We start from the raw sequence: 18,543 nt of genomic DNA, 5'->3' as shown, positions 1-18,543 counted from the left end.
TAAAAATTTCTCAGCGCGGTATTTTAAGAAATGTTCTGTCTTCGCTTCGCGTCTTAACTAGGCGTCTTAACTAGGCGTAATAGTCCACCCCAGTGGGCGCAGCCCAGACAGTGACCGGAGCAGCATCTTCCCCGTCGAGCAAATCAATACCCGAACCGGCTCCGCGTGCGTGGTGGGTTTCACCGTCCTGTGATTGCTGGTGGCCAGACTGCTGCGATGGGTGATCTGAAACGTTCACATCACCCAGTGCGACTCCCTGCTGAGCGAGCATATCGCGCAACCGGTTCGCCGACTGGTCAAGCGCTTCTCGCACCTGGGCGTTTGCAGAAACAAAAGTCACCGTTGCCTGGTCGTTGTGAACAGAAACCTTCACCTGCAGCGGGCCCAGCTCCGGTGGATCAAGTTGCAATTCCGCCGAACTCAAATTTTGCGCGACCATCATTGCGGTGCGCTCAGCCACTTGACCCGCCCATGCGGTTTGGCCAAAGCGAATGGTCACCGGGATTTTATCGGTCCCCTGGGCCAGCGCGTAGGGAAAAAGCTCCGCTTTTGCGGCGGAAGCTGCAGTTTGTGTGTGTCCGGACGCGTTAGCCATCACCTCGGCAAACTCTTTTATTTCTCCGTCTCCAGACAATCGGGAAAAAGTCTCGGCAGTCAGCATTTTTGTAGCCGGGCTGCTCGCAACCAAACCAGACAATTTGCTGCCGGCGAGATCGGTGCTTAGCTGCGGGTCAGCGGATTTTAGTGGCTCGCTCTGAAGGCTTGATACGTCGGTAAGGGATGCCGCATTTGCCCCGTTCGCGGCGGACACTGTAGCAGCAGAAGTTACTCCGCCAGACGGTGTTAGTGGCGAGGCCGTGCCGCGACCACTTGAATGAATATTGCTGGCAACAATTTGAGAGGAAGACACTTCTATTCCAGATGCGGGCATTGCCGAATCTTTCGCCGGGTGTTCAGCCGACAACAATGCGGCATCGCTCTCAACCGCACCATCGGCAATACCACTATTGGCTTCGGCCTTTATAGGAGCCTGCTCTAACGACGCAGCGGTGTCTGAGTTGGAGCCCAGCGCTTCCTGGGTTGCCGTTATACTCTCGCGTTCTTGCGTTTCAGTTTGGCCTGCGCTATCGCCTGCTAACGGAATCTCAGCGGCCGCTTCAGCCGGCTCCTCTTTTTTTGCCGATGAGCGCACGTCTTGCGCACGATCGGCTTTTTCCTCACTCCGGCTATCCGCTTGCGCTTGTGCTTTACGCTCCTGATCGAGCGCGTGCCGAAAAGTATCGCGACCGTCTGTGGACGCAAAGGAATCCAGCTTTTTAGCCGCGTGCTTTTGAGTAGATACAGTGTCGAGCGAGGAAGCGCTTTCGAGTAGAGATTGCATTAGCCACACCTTCATGTAGGGCTTAGTCAGACATTACTCGGTAGAGCAAAGCCTGTGCCATATACAAAGGGGCCAGGTTAACGTAGTAATCAGGCGATAAGTTGGGTTAGCTCAGCGGAAACAACGGCAAAATCTTGCTCAATAGCGGTAAAAAGTTGCTCCATGCCGGCTGGGTCCTGCGCGCGCGCTTTCTGCTCAAGTTTCTCACACAAATCGGCCAAAGAATTCGCACCGATATTGCGGCTACTGCCTTTTATACCGTGGGCTTCGTGATTAATAACGGAGAACTCAGGCGTCAACAGCGCGCTGCGTATAGCATCTATCCGCAACGCGCAATCGCGATTATAGGTTGTTACCAGCTCGACAAATTTGTCTGCCAGGAGCTCGCGCAAACTGGCAAGCATCGCGGTGTCCAGCACTACGTTATTCTGCATTAATCGTGACCGTCGTCGTAAGTCCAGCGGAAATTCACTTCGATATCATTGCCGGGGGGATGAATAGTGAGATTTTCGCAGATTGATGTGAGCAGCGACAGACCGCGGCCGAAATAATCCGGTTTGTCTTTCGTTTTTTCGGCGCGCTTGCCAGGTTCGAACCCTTTACCGCTGTCTCTCACACGAATGGTCAGCATTCCACCATGTGGCGCGGCGTGGTGTTCCAGATCGAAACTCACGAATCCTTCTGCCAACTCAGACAGCCTCTGACGACGCAATCGATAGAACTCAGTAAAACCGGCTGGGGTGTCTTTAAGGCGCGATTCCAAGCCTAACACTCCATGCTCAAGAGCATTTGCGTAGAGTTCAGACAATACAGTGTACAAAGTTGTACTGCGATCTTTTAACCCCGGCACCTCCGAAATAATATTCACCAGAAGCGGCAGAGGATCGAACTCTTTTAGACTGGTCGAGGCAATCGTAAATGCCATCGACCAGTCGACCAAACGGCTTTTCACATGGGTGTGAACATCCTCCTCGGGGAGGCCAATTTCCACATCAGCAACACACACCTCTACCAGCGAAATATCGTCGTCTTTATCTGTTTCGCCAATATGCCCATGCACTTCGCGCAGAATCTCATCAAACAGCACTGGCAAGCCCATATGTCGATGCATCAACTGCTTGAGGCGTTCCTCACCAAACATACTGCCGGTTCGATCGCGCGCTTCAACGATACCATCGGACCACATGAAAAACCGGTCGCCAATATCCAGCGGAATGCGACGCGTCGATTTTTCGAAATCCTGCTCCGCGAGAACCCCCAGTGGGAGATTTTTGGATTGCAACAATTCGTAACTGTGGGTTTTGGCGCGGTATAAATAGCTTTCGGGCAAGCCGCCATTCCAGATGCGCATACGGCGTTTTTGAATATGAATATCGATGCAGGTTGCACAGCAAAAAAAACCAACCGGTAATATCTGATGCAACTTTGCATTGATCTCCTTCATGATGTCCGGAAGGGAAAACCCTTTGCGCACCATACCGTAGAACGTTGACGCCAGCGGCATAGAACCAATCGCCGCCGGCAGCCCGTGCCCCGTAAAGTCACCCAGTAAAATCATTACACTACCACTGGGGCTTACCTCCGCAACGAGCACGTCCCCATTAAACACAGATAACGGCGACATATAGGAACGAATAATATCGAGGTCGAGGCAGCCCGAATGGGCAATTTTGTCGTATACCTGCTTAGCAACCGTCTGCTCTTGGATAAGATGCTGGTTGTGAAGCTCGATTACAGATTTTTGGTGGGCCAGGGTTTTATGCATATCCCGCATACGGGAAAATGCTTTTACTTTTGATTGTAAAACAACCGGATTATAGGGCTTGGGTAAAAAGTCGTCGCCGCCGGACTCAATACACTCCACCAGGGATTCTTCACCGGATAGCGAAGTCAGAAACACGATCGGAATAAATTCGTCGCCCGCGAGCGCACGAATTTTACGTGCCGCTTCAATGCCCCCCATTACGGGCATCAGTACATCTAAAAATATGAGATCGGGCTTGGAGGCTTGGAAAGATTCGACGGCTTGAGCGCCGTTCTCCACGAGGGTAGGCACGTATCCGGCGCGCGCGAAAATAGACTCTAATATTAGGCGATCTGCGGCAGAATCTTCTGCAATAAGTATGTTGAGTGGGCTTTCACTCTCTTCTGACACGTATCACCGCCTTAAAAAATGAAGCTTCCGCGTCGACTGCCAATGGCGAAGCCCAAGTCGCGTCGCAACTTACGTCTCCGGGAGCGCTCGAACCTACCACTACTGAATTGTAAATAGCTGTTCGAAACTGGAGATAGCGAATATTTTCTTCACCTCTGGGCTGCAATTATTGATGACAATATTGGCGTTATCGCCGCCAGCAAAATCCCGTAAGACTAATAACATCCCCAGTGCGGAACTATCCAGATGAACGGTGTCCTTTAAATCGACACAATATGACTCCAATGAATTGGAATCCACTTCCTCATAAGCCCGCCGGAAATCGTCAAGGGACGATGCATCGAAACGCCCGTCGATAGAGATTTTCAATATTTTTCCATCATTGGAAACATCTGAAGTTATTGCCATGTCGCAGTCTCTTGTTTTTCCTGTCTCTGGTACCTTGCCCAACATCACCGAGCGAAAGCCCTTCAACCAACGTTTTACTGATAAGCTCTTGTAAGTATATACCGTGTTATCTTATCCAGCGGTAAAACCTGGTCTGCGGCACCTAATTTTACTGCTGCGCCAGGCATCCCCCAAACCACGCTTGTTGCTTCATCCTGTGCAACTGTCACACAACCTGCCTGCTTCATGCGCAACAAAGCCGCTGCCCCATCCGCACCCATACCGGTTAGTATCACGCCCATGGCTTTGGCGCCCACATGTTTGGTCACCGAGTCAAAAAGCGCCTCTACAGAGGGGCGGTGACGGTTGATAAGATCATCCGTACCAAGTTGACAAATATAGCTGCCCTGGCGCTCTATCACACGTAAATGTGCATCACCCGGGGCGATATAAACGGAACCAGGTTCAATTTTTTGATTATTTTCGGCTTCGTAAACATGTACAGCCGAAAGCGTATCTACACGCTTCGCAAAGGACGAACTGAATACCGCGGGAATATGCTGCGCGATAACCACGGCGGGTGAATTGGCGGGCAGCGATTTCACCACATCTTTAATCGCCTCTGTGCCACCGGTAGACGCCCCAATGGCACACAAAAAACCGGGTTTTAACGTTTTGCCATAGGTGAGCGCCGTCGCGACGGCCGAATCTGGAGTTTGTGCTTTTTTCTCCTCTATACGAGGCGCTACGTTAGCCCGCGCGGCACAAAGCACTTTTTCAATAATTTCTTCACTGTATTTTTCAAGCGCCACAGCGCCTTCAGTCTTAGGTTTAGGAACAAAGTCAACAGCGCCTAATTCAAGAGCTTCCAGGGTGGCAGGGGCGCCCTGCTGGGTGAGAGTGGAAATCATAACCACGGGCATTGGCCGCAAACGCATCAGGTTTTTGAGGAAAGCTATGCCGTTCATGCGTGGCATTTCTATATCTAGCGTGAGTACATCCGGGTTAAGCTGCTTGATCATTTCTCGCGCTTCGTAAGGATCAGATGCGCTGCCCACAACATCGATATTTTCATGCCCCGACAAAATCTCAGAAAGAAGTGCACGTACGAGTGCGGAGTCGTCGATAATCAGAACTTTTACCGGCCCACGTTTAGCCACAAATATTCTCTCCACCTTTATCACACTTACTTAAGCAAAATACGACCGCCCTAAGGGTAAAACAGTAAACTGCCAGTTAAAACAGTTCGATATCGCCCTCTGCGGGTTTGGACACCATAGAATCCAGATACGCCTTCTCACGTCGCTCAATAGTGGTATTTGCTCGTGTGCGTAACTTTTTCAGTTTCACGGCGCCCGTATCTGGAAAATAGAGTACTTTTCTGGGGTAATCATGCCCCAGATCTTGCGCAGCAATGGCTAAACCATCCCGCTCCAGATAATTCAACAAGAAATCGATATTGCGCTTGCCGACGTCGATATTTGTCATACAGGTAAGAACCCGGCCACCGCCGAACACTTTCACTTCGAGCCGTTCGCGCTTGCCACCTTGTTTTAATATGGCATTAATCAAATACTCCATCGCCCAGTTGCCATAACACAGCTCTTTGTTCACAGCGTTTGGGCGTGTAATCATGGAATCGCTGGACGCCACCGGCAACATAAAGTGGTTCATACCACCGATGCCAATCACCCGATCTCTAATACACGCCGAAATACAAGATCCCAATACCGTAACAATCATTTCGCCGGTTCGACTCACATAACATTCACCCGGCAAAATTTTTGCTGCAGCGGTGTTCATTCGCTTATCCCAATAGCGATTAATATGTTCAAACCCTTTAAGCGGTCTTTCGGGTTTGTAATCTGAACTGAACACTGGGCTTTAAGCTCCTCTGGACGGCTCAATGGGCCTTTTTGTAGATGGTTCGACCAAGGGCTTGAAAGCGATTGGTTACATTGTGCAAATTTTCCGAATGCCCAATAAACAAATGGCCATCGTCAGTTAAAATATTGGCATAGCGGTCGAATAGTTTTTTTTGCGTGGGAGCGTCGAAGTAAATAACTACGTTACGGCAAAAAATTATGTCAAACGGCCCCTTCATTGGCCAATCTTGGAGCAGGTTGAGCTGTTTAAACGTAATCAAATCGCACACGCTGCTTTTAACTCTTACCCACTCGTGATTTTTATCCGTCTTTAAAAATCGCCGGTATTCGTCTGGAATATTTTCCGCCCGGTCAACCGGGTAGACGCCGTTCTTGCCTTTGTTAACAACATTAGTATCCAAGTCGGTCGCGAGAATACGAACATCCCAACCAGACAGCGACGCTAACGAGCGCAGAACCATCGCAATCGAGTATGGCTCTTCTCCGGTTGAGCACCCAGCAGACCACACCCGAAGGCGCTTGGTTTTTAAATTTTTGCGCATAAGCTGGGGCAACAGTTGCCCAGCCATAAAATCGAAATGATGTTTTTCCCGGAAAAAAGACGTTAGATTGGTGGTGATGGAATTAATAAACTCCACATGTTCGCTGCAATTTTCCTGGTCTATCAACGCGCAATACTGATCGAATGAATTCAGTCGCAATGCGCGCAGCCGCCGAGCAAGGCGGCCGTACACCATATTTTTTTTGTGATCAGACAGGCTAATTCCCGTCAACTTATAGGCAATGGCCTTTATCATCCCGAAATTTTTTTCTGTCATCGGGAATTCTTTGTCGGAAAATTCGTCCCTCGCTGTCGCTAACACTTAGGTCACCCGTCCGCCGAGTTAAAAGTCTTCCCATTCATCGTCAGCCGCAGAACTCCGTGATGAAGTCGCTGGCGCTGACGCCGTACGAGACGAATTCACAGCCTGGCGTTTTCTCGCGGTGTGCATCTCCAGCGTTTGACGGGCTTCGTCGTTTTTACCCACTACCGAGAAGAAATCTACAATCTGGTTCATGGCGCGAGCCTGCTCCGCCATGGATTCACCTGCGGCAGAAACCTCTTCTACCAAGGCCGCGTTCTGCTGGGTCATTTCATCCATTTGCGCTACTGCTGTATTCACCTGCTCAATACCCGAGGTTTGCTCTTTGGAAGCATCGGCAATTTCCCGCATCATCGACGTAACTTCTTCCACCGATGCGACAATCTCACTCAGAGTGGTGCCGGATTCGTTCACCAATGCGGTACCATCCTGAACTTTCTTCACGCTATCGCGAATCAAGTCTTTAATTTCTTTGGCCGCTGCCGCCGAGCGCTGGGCAAGATTGCGTACCTCACCCGCGACTACCGCAAATCCGCGCCCCTGCTCACCAGCGCGCGCAGCTTCTACTGCGGCGTTCAAAGCAAGCAGGTTAGTCTGGAATGCGATTTCGTCGATGACGCCAATAATATCGCTGATACGTTTACTTGCTGCGTTGATTTCGTCCATCGAATTCACTGCGCGACTCACCACTTCACCACCGGTGCGCGCTTTGTTTTGCGCATCCAATGCGGAAGTACTTGCCTGCGCCGCGTTGTCCGCACTTTGCTTCACCGTAGAGGTCATCTCCTCCATGCTCGATGCAGTTTCTTCCAGTGACGAAGCCTGCTGCTCAGTGCGCTGGCTGAGATCCGCATTGCCCTGCGCGATTTCATTTGCCGCAGCGCTAATAGAACCAGCGGCAGTACGTAACTTACTAATAACATCGGTAAGTTTATCCGCCGTTTCGTTCGCATCGTCTTTCATCCGACCAAAGGAACCTTGATAATCCCGAGTAATTCGCTCAGAAAGGTCTCCGCGAGCCATCGCGCCAAGCATACGAATAATATCGTTCAGCGCGACTTCGGTTGTACTAATAAGGTCGTTCAACCCTTTCGCCAGCACTTCAAAAAATCCGGTTTTTCCATCCAGTACAATGTGCTTACTGAAATCACCGGACGATGCGGCCTCGATTATTTCATCCACCTCCCGTTCAATAGCCACTTCTTCTGTACGATCCTTCCATTCCACAACAGTGCCTATGCGCTGACCGTCAACCGTTACCGGGTTTGCCGTTACAGTGAACGTACGCCCTCCCACTTCGGCTTTTCCTTCGTAGGTGGATTTTAAATTGTTTACGAGGCCTCGTTGGTGAGCAGGATTTTTATGGAAAATATCCATATTCGCGCCCATCAGCTTGCTGGCATCGAAGCCGGTGAGAGACTTGCGAAGATCGGACTCCGCATTTTTCATCATGTTTACGACAGCCGCATTCATATAGATGATGTTTGCATCGTTGTCTGCAATCATCACATTGGTGGTCACATTATCCAGTGCTTGCCGCACCCGGGCATTTTCTTCCGCTTCGGCTTTTTCCACCCGTTCTTTGGCAACCGCATCTGTTCGGTCATCCCATTCAACAACGGTACCGAGATGATTACCTGCGCTGTCATGTATTGGTGTTGCGATCAAGTTGAAATTCAATTCACCTACATCCAGGCTAGTTTTATAGGGTTGTTTCAAAGTTGCGAGCATCGACCGCTGATGCTGCGGATTTTTATGGAATTGATCCACATTAGCGCCCATTAACTGGCTCGCATTAAAGCTGGGCAGTACTTTTCGCAGCTCGCTCTCCCGCCGCTCCATCATTTTGCGAACGGCGTTATTCATGTAAATAATATTGAGATCCACATCCGCCATCATCACCGAGGTATTACACACATCCAGCGATTGACGAATACGGGCGTTTTCCTCCGCAAGGAGCTTCTCTTTCAACTCCTGTGCGAGACGTTCTGTTTTGTCGTCCCACTCCAACACCAACCCGAGTCGCTTTCCGCTAGAATCCTTCCAGGGTGAAATAATCAAGCCAAAAGTCAGGCCAGAAATCGTAAAATCTTTTCGGTAGGTTTCACTAATACCGGATAAGCGCTGTTTCAATTCACTATCGGAAGAAAAAAGCGTACCCAAATTAAAACCCATGATGGAGGATACACTGAAACCTGGAACGTCTTTGCTCAGCAGACTCTCGCGCTGGGCGAACATCTCTTTGATAACCTTGTTGAGGTAGATCACTTCCAGCTGCTCATTAACAAACATCACCCGCGACTGACAAATATTCAGCGCATCCGCCAACTCTGCAAGCTTTCGGCTTTCAGCTTCCTGGCGTTTTTGTTCGGTAATATTGATCGCGTACTTGATGACTTTATACACGCGGCCATCGCGGCCTTTTAACGGGTTGTATGACCCATCGATCCAGATCTCATCCCCGTTGCGGGCAAACCGTTTAAACTGCGTCTGCTGCCTCTCACCTCGAGCAAGGGATTCCCAAAACTGGCGGTATTCGTTAGAGTTCCCATACTCCGGTTCAACAAACAGACGGTGATGTTTACCAACGAGTTCCTGGGGGCTGTAGCCCATGGTGCTCGCAAAGTTTGTGTTGGCGTATAGAATATTACCGGATGGGTCAAACTCAATAACTGCCATTGCATCGCTGGCCGCTTCTAGCTTTAGCTTTAACTCATAGGTGTCATCTGACCCAAGCCCGAGCTTGGAAAGGATACTAGTCATTTTTAAGTTCCTTAATCTCTTCTGAACTTTTTCGCAATGGGATAGAAATCCCCCGCCACCGAAAGCACTGCACGAACCCAAGGGTTCTTACGCCAAACAGTCACTTTCAGATTGGAATACCAAATGATCATTTCGACCAATTACCAAAATCTGGTGTGCTGTTGCACACCCTTCGCGTCCATAGGAAGTTGCACCCACGATGAAAAGACTGCAACTTTACTTTCCAAAATTCTATTTTTGCTAACCCACCGAAGTTTGAATTTGCTTGGCGACATTAGCGAGGTTCGGTACGTCCTCTAACGTTAACAGCTCATCAATATCCAGCAGAATGACCATTTTGTCTTCGACGTTAACCAGACCTTTTACAAAATCGGTATTCACAGCGTTCGATAAATCGGGCGGTGGCCGCATATCTTTTTTGCCGAGTGAGTACACATCCGACACGGCATCCACAACAATACCCATTACCCGATACTCGCTGCTTTCTGATTTAACCTTGAGCACAATCACCACCGTTACCGGCGTGTAATCAATGGCTTCCATACCAAAACACTGGCGCAGGTCAACGATTGGAACGATGGTGCCGCGCAGATTAATTACACCCTTGATATGAGCAGGCGCATTCGGCAGCGGTGTCGCACTCTCCCAGCCGCGAATTTCCTGTACACATAAAATATCGACCCCGTACTCTTCACCAGCCATAATGAAGGTCAAGTATTGATCTGTCTGGTGACTATCGGGACTGATACCGTCACCTGCATTCGCCACGTTTGCCACCACGGCACTATCGGCATTTGCGTTAGCCTGCATATTCACCTCACTATTAACCCGGCAGCCTCCGGGGCTACACGAAAAGAGTCGAACCTATCCTTGTTTCTACTTTCTTCGCTTCTTCACTTTTTAAAAACTCTCAGGCTTTTTAAACCCGACTAGCTGGCAAGCTGAGCCAAACCCTGTAAACCTTCTTGCGACATACGCGCACGCGCGCTCGTTTGCACAAATTTATCGCCAGCAAGTTTGACGATGCCGGTAATATCCAAAATCAATGCAACCGTGCCATCACCCAGTATTGTTGCTCCAGAAATTCCATCAACCCTTCGGTAGTTTTGTTCCAGGCTTTTAATCACAACTTGCTGTTGCGCCAAGAGTTCATCTACAACAACGCCTACTTTCCCACCTTCGTAATCAACCACTACGATGAGAGAATGGTCCATATCTATCGCATCTGGCTGAACTGTGAATGTTTTGTATAATTCAATAATAGGCACATAATCATCACGAAGTTTAAAAACATTACAGCCACCAGCGACCTTGTTAATAAACTCACGGCGACAATGCAACGATTCAATAATGGAAACAAGCGGAAAGATATAGGTGTTATTGCCCACCCGTACTAACTGGCCATCCAAAATCGCGAGGGTGAGCGGCAAACGAATCGTGATAGTTGAGCCTTTGTCTTTTGTAGAGCGTATTTCAACAATACCGTTAAGGGCTTGGATATTGCGCTTAACCACATCCATACCTACGCCGCGACCAGATAAATCACTGACTGCCTGCGCCGTTGAGAAGCCGGGCTGAAAAATCAGATCATAGGCCTGTTCATCAGTGAAGGTTTCGCATTCCAAGGGCGTTACCAGATTTTTCTCAATGGCCTTTTCAATTATTTTTTCTCGATCCAAACCCTTGCCATCGTCACTGATTTCAATCACCACATTGCCGCCCTGATGGTAGGCATTCAAGGTTATTTTACCGTTTGCGGGTTTGCCTTTTGCCAGCCTGTCCGCTGGCATCTCGATGCCGTGATCCACCGCATTTCTTACCAGGTGAACCAGCGGATCACCTATTTTTTCCATCACGGTTTTATCGAGTTCGGTGTGTTCACCGAGCATTTCCAGTTGAAGATCTTTACCCAACGCCTGACCTAGATCTCGCACCATGCGCGGAAAACGGCTAAACGCAAAACTGATTGGGAGCATGCGAATTCGCATGACTGACTCTTGCAGCTCACGCGTATTTTGTTCCAGCTGGCTAAGACCCTCGAGCAATTTTGGCAGCCTGTTAACGTCGAAATCGGTGCCCAACTGGCCAAGCATGGACTGCGTAATAACCAGTTCCCCAACCATATTGATCAGGTTATCTACCTTATCAATACCGACCCGGATGGACCCCGTTTCCGCCGATTTTTTAGCGGGTGCCGGTTTGGCTTTTGGCGCACTCTCAGCAGGTTTCGCTGTTGGCACGCTAGCCGTACTTTCGGCCGCTACCTGCGGTTTGGTCTGTGGTATCTCAGGCGGTGAAGCTGCTGCCACATTCGTCGGCGGGGTTTGGGCTTGCGGCGCCTTTTGCTCCTGAAGTACATCCTTTGTTACCCGATCTGCAACAGGCTTGGGTTTACTGTTGCTCTCTTGCGCAATAACCAACTCGGCGTCATCAACTACCCATTCAAAAACAGCTTCAATACTTTCCTTTGTTGCAGAGGACGATACAAGACTGAGCTCCCAACTCATAAAACAGTTTTCACAGTCAAACAGGCTCAGGCGTGGAAGTTTGTCCACAAAAGCCGTTGCGGTGAGCTCCCCTAACTCCGCGAGTGAAGTAAACAGGCGCAAGGGTTCATTACCAGTGTGCAGAATTGTGGCGCCGGGTTTAAATAAAATTTTCCAGTGACTCAAACCCTCGGTCTCGTTGATACCCAACTCTGACTCGTCGATCACCCATTCAAAGATTTCCTGAATTGCCGATTTCTCGCAATCGGACTCAAGCAAAATACGCCAGCTTAAATAACAGGATTCAGCATCGAATGCGTTAAATGCCGGTAGGTTAGGTGTGCAGCTTACGCTCAATAGTTCTCCGAGATCGCCCATATCACGGAGCATTCGCAGAACATCATTACCGGTTTTAAGAATGTCGCTGCCGGGAGTAAATCGAATTTCCCACAGAGTCGGCCCCTGGGGATCTTGCTCTGGTGCTTGCTCCGGAGCACATTCCTGCGAATCGGTTACGTCCGAATCAGAGGACAACATGCGGGCAAACTGGTGCTTTAGCTCCATGGACAAAGGTGTGTGCCCGTCGTCACCGCCCTGCAATAGCTGGAGCATCTCGCGCATGCAATCCACGGACTTCAAGCAGAGGTTGACGTCGTCGCCGGAGAATTTCCGCGTGCCCGCACGCACTTGATCCAGTATGGTTTCGAGGTCGTGAGTAAATTCCGAGACGGAGGTAAAGCCAAACGTAGCACTACCGCCCTTGATGGAATGTGCGGCACGAAAAATTGCGTTAATAGTTTCACTGTCGATATTGTCCGGATCGAGCTCCATGAGCGCGGACTCCATAACATCGAGCCCTTCAAAACTCTCTTCGTAAAATACCTGGTGAAATTGCGCGAGATCTATCGTCATGATCGACTACTCGTTTGCCTCTTTATTTCAAGCAAAACCCGCCATCAGCAAGGCTGGCGTGCGAAGCTACAACACTTTACCGATAGTGGCGAGCAGTTGATCGGGATTAAACGGTTTCACGATCCAACCGGTTGCCCCAGCCGCCTTGCCCTCTGATTTTTTATCGACGCCAGATTCCGTCGTCAACATCAAAATCGGCGTAAATTTGTATTCTGGAAGCTGGCGTAGCTCTTTAATCAGAGAAATACCATCCATGTTCGGCATATTGATATCTGAAATTACTAAATCAACACCAGATTCGGCCTTCGCAAGGCTCAGTGCTTCAACCCCATCGGATGCTTCGCACACTTGGTGACCCGCGCCCTTCAAGGTGAAACTGACCATCTGCCGCATTGATGCCGAATCGTCAACGGCGAGTATTTTTGCCATAGAGCTAATCTCCAATCATCGAACAAGGAACACTCTGAACCTGATCAACGTACATATTGCGTTAAATTTTTTTGCGGCTGCTTTGGGTACCGGCATCGCCACGCATAAAAAATTTTCAATCGACAACGTTTTCTCAAGTACTAATGAATACCAATATAGGAGGCAACACCCAATATTTCCGCTGCTTTGCATAACTTTTCTGAAGGGTGATCCCAGGTAACATTGATTTGCCGCTCTTTTGTCGCTTGCACAAACGCTACCAACAGCTGCAACCCTGCTGTATCGGCTCGTACCACCCCCTCTCCCTTTAACACCACTTCATCACAATCCTGTTTATCCACCAGAGCCTCAAACTCTTCGTGCATACTGTGGATATTTGCAATTGTCATGTTTTCAGGAAGATTAAAATCGACTGAATGGGCCATTATGCACCTCCAAATCACACCACATAACTGAAAGGTTCCAAGCGCTGTTAACAGGCAACCCGATCCTTACCAGCATCATTTTTTGGGGTATAGCCACAGGCAATAACCCATTTCAGACTAAGTCTAGTCTGTGTTGGTCAACTTTCTAGCCTGTTCATTTTTTATTTAATTCGTCTAAGACAGGTACACACTAATAACTCAATACACGAACTTTTTATTGCTTATAACTTTTTAATGTCAAAAAAAATGCTGTAATTGTCGTATGCTTCTACTACTAAAAATTTGAGCGTTTAAGACGACGGAATTTATATAACGACCGGTCGTAAGACTAGTATTTTTAAATAAGGACTGCGAAAATTTCGCTGTGTTCAGCCAACGCAAAACTGGAGTGACTATGTTGGATAACGCGGGAAGGAAACTACACATCGCCGTGTTCGCGCCCTACCTACAGGGTGACTACATGGGGGAGATCATCAATCAACTGCGCGACAGCTGCAACCTGAAGCACTACCGCTTCAGCGCGGTTCGCACCAATGGCTTTGGTGAGTTCAATCTTGGTCTGGGCCTCGATCAGTACGACGGTATTATCGTTATCCGCAATGCTGTTAGCCCGAAGCTGATTGAGAGGATACAAAACCGAGGAATCCCATTACTTGCAGTGGCCCACGACTATTTCCCTTTGGATGTACCCATAGTTACCAGCGACAATGATGCTGGTACCGAGCTCGCCTTCAACTACCTGCGTGAACGCGGCCATAGTGAACTCTTGTTTGTGGGTGATATTACGCAGTACGATTTGCGCAAGCGCTACGAGCGCTTTGTTGAGCTATGCCGCGACGCGGACTTAAACTGCGGCACCGATCATATTATTTGTACCCCGAACGCGATTTTTTCCGGAGGGCTTGCCGCAGGCCGTGAGTTTCTGGAAAGAACTTCCCGTGCGAGCGGTGTTATTTGCGGCGCTGGCCACACCGCGATGGGCTTCGTGCGCAAGCTGCACGATGCCGGCATAAAGTGTCCTGGCGACATTGATGTTATTACCTTCGATGCAATACAGCTTATGCAGGCGATGACACCAGGGCTGCCGTATGTGGATCAAAATCTCGATGTGCTGGCACTTCGCTGTATCACGACTCTGGAAGGAATGATCCACAGCAGTACTTTACCCACTCGAGTAATCACTATTGCCCCAACTATCTTCGATAACCAAGGCGAGCGAGAAACCAAAGAATCTGCTCAAGCCCAAACTGACCTGTACCAGCTGGCGCAAACCGGAGCCGTGCTCCACAACAGTCTTGAGATAACCCAGGACATAGTGGCTACCAGGCTCGATAAAATAATGACCGTGGCCCCCCTGTTCGATCAGTTTATGGAATTCGGTGTTCTTTCTTGCCTGGTTCACGATGGTCAGCGACGGGCTCACTTGCATGTGCACAAAATTTTTACGCTGACAGATGTTTCCGTGATTCGCAGTAATCAGCGGGAATACACCTGCACACCAGACAGTTTTCCTCCACCGGCAATTAGGGATGAATTTAACGGGCAGCACAAAGTCACGATTCACTTCCCGGTCTTTAGCGGCGATCACATTTGGGGGGTACTCACATTCTTTGCCGATAAAACCTGCGATAAAGACGCGATCAGCTTCGTGAATTTTTCGAGTTTTATCGACAACATTGTGTTTAGCTACGGCAAGGTTTTGGAGGTACTAACACTGGAGCAGGAGCTGAAAAAGAACGAACGCAAGGCGCCGCATATTAATCGCGGCCCCATGCCCATTGGCAACCTGCCCAGCTTTGAGTGGGATCTGGAAAAGGGCTCGGTACAGTGGAGCGACATAGCACTAGAGCTGCTTGGTTTCACTACTGAACTGGAAAAAACCATTTATCGGAAAATGGAAATTTTCGATAGAGTCCACCCGGACGATGAACACAAGCTGCGCAAGGAGCTCACTGCTAGCTTATCCAACCTCGGCACACTGGCTACCGCAGCCAGACTAAAAACCGCCGAAGGGGACTATCGCTATTACAGTCTGCAGGGGGAAATTCTGCACGAAGAAGACAGTCGCGCTGTGCGTTACCGCTGCTGTCTTTCGTTGTTGAATTAGCGTCTGTTAACACTCATTCAATCTCGCTTCTGGGCGACCCACTCGTCCAGTGCTTTCTGCTCCAGCCGATCGTCTGCGTCGTGTTCTTCTTGGATATAGCGGGTACGCAAATCTTCCAGCGAGCGGGTTTTCAGATGGCTTTTGTGCCACGCCAGCTGCCGGTGCTGTAACTGCTGTTGCAGAAGGGCGATCTGGTGCTCCTGCCCGCTGATCGCAACGCTCAATTGCTGCAGGAATGCTCGTGTTTGAATGAGTTCGCTCGGTTTAACCGCACGGGTATTCGCCTGCATTCGCTCCACATAACCTTGATAATATTGCGTTAGATCTCGCAGTTGGTCCTCTGCGAGTTGGAGCGCGTTTTTGGCTTGAGTGAAGTTATCTGCAGCCGTTTCTTCGGCACGCCGGGCGAGATCGACAACAATTTCAATTCTCTTTGAACGCTTGCTGGCCATTACAATGCTCAGCGCCTATTTGCGCTGAGCGGCCGCTGTTGCCGTGATTGTGCTGTTTTCAGCGTACCGCCTTGCTGAGTTTGTTCTGCGCTGGCAGCGGGTGTGGTCGCTGCACCAGACTGCACTACCGTAAACAACTGCGCTAGACTCTGCGGGTAGGGTGCAGGTTCACCAATTTTTTGGCCAATAAATTGTTGTAAGTGTGGAAATCGTTCAATAGCCGCATCAATTTGCGGGTCAGAGCCCCGTGCATAAGCGCCTATCGCGATCAAATCTTTGTTTTCCCGATAGCGGGCAAGAAGTTGTTTGAAACGCTGCGCTGCCGCCAAATGGTTGGCGTCGACAATATTCGGCATTACCCGGCTAATTGATGCTTCTATATCAATCGCGGGGTAGATACCCTGCTCGGCCAGTTGCCGAGACAAGACAATGTGACCATCCAGGATCGCGCGCGATGCATCGGCGATAGGATCTTGTAAATCATCACCCTCGGTGAGCACCGTATAAAACGCGGTGATTGATCCACCCCCTTTATCGCCGTTACCTGCTCGCTCTACCAGATCCGGAATTTTGGCAAATACTGACGGCGGGTAGCCCTTGGTCGCAGGCGGTTCGCCAATGGCCAACGAGATTTCCCGTTGTGCCTGAGCGAATCGGGTGAGTGAGTCCATCAGCAGCAGCACGTTTTTGCCTTGATCACGAAAATATTCGGCTATCCGCGTTGCCAGTTGGGATGCGCGCAAGCGCATAAGCGGCGCATCATCGGCGGGGGCTGCAACGACAACCGATTTTTTTAACCCTTGTGGCCCGAGAATATGGTCGACAAACTCTTTAACCTCACGCCCGCGTTCACCGATCAGCCCGACCACAACCACATCGGCAGTAGTAAAGCGGGTCATCATGCCCAGCAATACACTTTTACCCACACCACTGCCCGCGAACAGGCCGATACGCTGGCCCTTACCCACAGTTAACAGAGAATTAATTGCGCGAATACCCACGTCCAGGGTTTCGTCAATGGGGTGACGGTGTAACGGGTTAATTGTGCTGGGTTCCAGATCGACCTTGGCCCGACAACTCACAGGGCCGAGCCCATCGAGCGGCTGCCCGACGCCATTTAAAATGCGGCCACGTAAATGCTCACCCATGGATAAATTTTTGTGTGCATCCACCGGGACTACACGCGCCCCCGGCTGAAGCCCATCAACCTTCTGCACCGGCATAAGGAAAGTTTTATCCTCGTCGAAGCCGACTACCTCGGCTTCGACTTCTCGGCCACTGGAAAGTACGACCTTACACTGACGCCCCACAGACACATTCAGGCCCACGGCTTCCAGCGTAAGACCTACCATCCTCGTCAGCCGTCCCTGGGCGTGCGGTACCTGCTCCAGCGCTTCGTAATGCTGGTAGCGGGAAAGTCGTTTTAGCAGCGGGGCCGCCAGCTTAGTCACTTGCGGGCTCCTGATCTGCTTGCTCCGCGTGTCCAGTGTCTCCAATCTCTTCTTCATCCGTATCAGAAATTGCGGGCGATTGGTCAATTTCGCGAAAATAATTATCCAAGCGTTGGTCCACAGAATAATCAATTAAGCTCTCAGCCGTTTTTACGATACAGCCACCCTGATGCAGTTCGGCGTTTTCTGTTGCTCGCCAGTTACGTTTGCTCTCGGGTAGGTGCTCATCCAAAAGCGCCATATCCGCAGGGCTCAATTCCACCGTTATATTCTTCGCCCCCACCGGTAACTCGGTGAGTGCACGTTTTACGACCGGCGTTATTCTCTCTGGCTGGGCCGTCAGTTCGGTCACCAACAGCCGCCGGGCCAAGTTTACGGCCATCTCGACAACCAGCGATTCGAGCTGTTCATCCTGCTGCTGAGTGGGCTCGAACATGCGGTCTGCAATCGACTGTAACCGCGCTATTTCGCCTTCCATTTTCGCACGGGTTTCTGCGTAGGCCTTTTCCTCTCCGTGTTTGCGCCCGGCCTCCTCGCCCTGGTGCAGGCCTTTTTCCATACCTTCCTTAAAGCCGTCGGCGTAGCCTTCCTGTTGCGCCTGATCGGCGATGGCTTTTAGCTCTTCAGCGGTGGGAAGCTTGGGGGGTTCAACCTCCTCTATTTCCTCAATTACCGGCTCTGGCTCTTTCTCGGCTTGCTTTTCGGCGGCTTCGCGGCGAGCGCTTTTGATTATCTGACCGTCGTCATTCCACGCAGGTAAATCCCAGGCCGCAACAGTTTCTCCGGACTGGGGTTGCCACACACCAGCGGGGCGCTTTTTCTTATCGGAATCGACCACAGGCCCGC

The 18,543-nt window shown here is 50.2% G+C and carries 16 protein-coding genes; 1 reads left to right on the top strand and 15 read right to left on the bottom strand.

Annotated elements, in window-relative coordinates; genetic code table 11:
* Window positions 1–70: 70 nt before the first annotated feature.
* The 12 genes from TERTU_RS05965 to TERTU_RS05910 form a co-directional block, all read right to left on the bottom strand.
* The gene (locus TERTU_RS05965; protein ID WP_041590080.1) at window positions 71–1,396 is read right to left on the bottom strand and encodes a flagellar hook-length control protein FliK; all 1,326 of its coding nucleotides are present in this window, start codon (window positions 1,394–1,396) and stop codon (window positions 71–73) included.
* Window positions 1,397–1,470: 74 nt separating this feature from the next.
* A complete protein-coding gene (locus tag TERTU_RS05960) occupies window positions 1,471–1,815 on the bottom strand; it encodes an Hpt domain-containing protein (RefSeq protein WP_015820031.1) in 345 nt (114 codons plus the stop codon).
* Complete coding sequence (locus tag TERTU_RS05955; protein WP_015817189.1) at window positions 1,815–3,536, bottom strand: SpoIIE family protein phosphatase; 1,722 nt, start codon at window positions 3,534–3,536, stop codon at window positions 1,815–1,817. Before TERTU_RS05955 ends, TERTU_RS05960 begins: the two co-directional genes overlap by 1 nt.
* 99 nt (window positions 3,537–3,635) lie before the next feature.
* Window positions 3,636–3,944, bottom strand: coding sequence for an STAS domain-containing protein (locus tag TERTU_RS05950; protein WP_015818649.1), 309 nt, complete (start codon window positions 3,942–3,944; stop codon window positions 3,636–3,638).
* A gap of 74 nt (window positions 3,945–4,018) precedes the next feature.
* Window positions 4,019–5,083, bottom strand: coding sequence for a protein-glutamate methylesterase/protein-glutamine glutaminase (locus tag TERTU_RS05945; protein ID WP_015818725.1), 1,065 nt, complete (start codon window positions 5,081–5,083; stop codon window positions 4,019–4,021).
* A 76-nt stretch (window positions 5,084–5,159) separates the two neighbouring features.
* Window positions 5,160–5,801, bottom strand: a complete 642-nt coding sequence (cheD, locus tag TERTU_RS05940; protein ID WP_015817185.1) for a chemoreceptor glutamine deamidase CheD — start codon at window positions 5,799–5,801, stop codon at window positions 5,160–5,162.
* A gap of 25 nt (window positions 5,802–5,826) precedes the next feature.
* Window positions 5,827–6,627 carry a CheR family methyltransferase gene (locus TERTU_RS05935; RefSeq protein ID WP_228378278.1) on the bottom strand — a complete coding sequence of 267 codons (801 nt, stop codon included), beginning with the start codon at window positions 6,625–6,627 and terminating at the stop codon, window positions 5,827–5,829.
* Window positions 6,628–6,693: 66 nt separating this feature from the next.
* Entirely contained in the window at window positions 6,694–9,435 is a 2,742-nt protein-coding gene (locus TERTU_RS05930; RefSeq protein WP_015817791.1) for a methyl-accepting chemotaxis protein, read from the bottom strand.
* A 240-nt stretch (window positions 9,436–9,675) separates the two neighbouring features.
* Window positions 9,676–10,245, bottom strand: coding sequence for a chemotaxis protein CheW (locus TERTU_RS05925; protein ID WP_015819958.1), 570 nt, complete (start codon window positions 10,243–10,245; stop codon window positions 9,676–9,678).
* A 119-nt stretch (window positions 10,246–10,364) separates the two neighbouring features.
* Window positions 10,365–12,833: a chemotaxis protein CheA gene (locus TERTU_RS05920; RefSeq protein ID WP_015820541.1), complete on the bottom strand. Its 2,469-nt coding sequence runs from the start codon at window positions 12,831–12,833 to the stop codon at window positions 10,365–10,367.
* 66 nt (window positions 12,834–12,899) lie between these two features.
* A complete protein-coding gene (locus TERTU_RS05915) occupies window positions 12,900–13,262 on the bottom strand; it encodes a response regulator (RefSeq protein ID WP_015819044.1) in 363 nt (120 codons plus the stop codon).
* Window positions 13,263–13,402: 140 nt separating this feature from the next.
* Complete coding sequence (locus tag TERTU_RS05910) at window positions 13,403–13,687, bottom strand: STAS domain-containing protein (RefSeq protein WP_015819001.1); 285 nt, start codon at window positions 13,685–13,687, stop codon at window positions 13,403–13,405.
* Between the two features lie 394 nt (window positions 13,688–14,081).
* On the opposite strand from TERTU_RS05910, the gene TERTU_RS05905 reads away from it, so the two are divergent.
* Window positions 14,082–15,794: a substrate-binding domain-containing protein gene (locus TERTU_RS05905; RefSeq protein WP_015819573.1), complete on the top strand. Its 1,713-nt coding sequence runs from the start codon at window positions 14,082–14,084 to the stop codon at window positions 15,792–15,794.
* A 17-nt stretch (window positions 15,795–15,811) separates the two neighbouring features.
* Here TERTU_RS05905 and fliJ read toward each other — a convergent pair whose 3' ends face one another.
* From fliJ to TERTU_RS05890, 3 genes are read right to left on the bottom strand one after another with little or no spacing between them, the layout of a single operon-like run.
* On the bottom strand, window positions 15,812–16,246 hold the full coding sequence (gene fliJ / locus TERTU_RS05900; RefSeq protein WP_015818609.1) for a flagellar export protein FliJ: 435 nt from the start codon (window positions 16,244–16,246) through the stop codon (window positions 15,812–15,814).
* A gap of 8 nt (window positions 16,247–16,254) precedes the next feature.
* Entirely contained in the window at window positions 16,255–17,697 is a 1,443-nt protein-coding gene (gene fliI / locus TERTU_RS05895; RefSeq protein ID WP_015820785.1) for a flagellar protein export ATPase FliI, read from the bottom strand.
* On the bottom strand, window positions 17,690–18,535 hold the full coding sequence (locus TERTU_RS05890; RefSeq protein ID WP_015816890.1) for a flagellar assembly protein FliH: 846 nt from the start codon (window positions 18,533–18,535) through the stop codon (window positions 17,690–17,692). The genes fliI and TERTU_RS05890 overlap by 8 nt, the downstream gene beginning before the upstream one ends.
* Window positions 18,536–18,543 lie beyond the last annotated feature (8 nt).

Source organism: Teredinibacter turnerae T7901, assembly GCF_000023025.1.
Classification (GTDB): Bacteria; Pseudomonadota; Gammaproteobacteria; order Pseudomonadales; family Cellvibrionaceae; genus Teredinibacter; species Teredinibacter turnerae_B.
Note: the sequence above shows the minus strand (reverse complement) of the source record. Positions and strands in the feature narration are given on the sequence as shown.

What these genes read in the sequence shown, in the direction of transcription:
- TERTU_RS05965 (WP_041590080.1), bottom strand. Translation starts at nt 1,396, where the DNA reads ATGAAGGTGTGGCTAATGCAATCTCTACTCGAAAGCGCTTCCTCGCTC.
- TERTU_RS05960 (WP_015820031.1), bottom strand. Translation starts at nt 1,815, where the DNA reads ATGCAGAATAACGTAGTGCTGGACACCGCGATGCTTGCCAGTTTGCGC.
- TERTU_RS05950 (WP_015818649.1), bottom strand. Translation starts at nt 3,944, where the DNA reads ATGGCAATAACTTCAGATGTTTCCAATGATGGAAAAATATTGAAAATC.
- TERTU_RS05935 (WP_228378278.1), bottom strand. Translation starts at nt 6,627, where the DNA reads ATGACAGAAAAAAATTTCGGGATGATAAAGGCCATTGCCTATAAGTTG.
- TERTU_RS05930 (WP_015817791.1), bottom strand. Translation starts at nt 9,435, where the DNA reads ATGACTAGTATCCTTTCCAAGCTCGGGCTTGGGTCAGATGACACCTAT.
- TERTU_RS05925 (WP_015819958.1), bottom strand. Translation starts at nt 10,245, where the DNA reads ATGCAGGCTAACGCAAATGCCGATAGTGCCGTGGTGGCAAACGTGGCG.
- TERTU_RS05920 (WP_015820541.1), bottom strand. Translation starts at nt 12,833, where the DNA reads ATGACGATAGATCTCGCGCAATTTCACCAGGTATTTTACGAAGAGAGT.
- TERTU_RS05915 (WP_015819044.1), bottom strand. Translation starts at nt 13,262, where the DNA reads ATGGCAAAAATACTCGCCGTTGACGATTCGGCATCAATGCGGCAGATG.
- TERTU_RS05910 (WP_015819001.1), bottom strand. Translation starts at nt 13,687, where the DNA reads ATGGCCCATTCAGTCGATTTTAATCTTCCTGAAAACATGACAATTGCA.
- TERTU_RS05905 (WP_015819573.1), top strand. Translation starts at nt 14,082, where the DNA reads ATGTTGGATAACGCGGGAAGGAAACTACACATCGCCGTGTTCGCGCCC.
- fliJ (WP_015818609.1), bottom strand. Translation starts at nt 16,246, where the DNA reads ATGGCCAGCAAGCGTTCAAAGAGAATTGAAATTGTTGTCGATCTCGCC.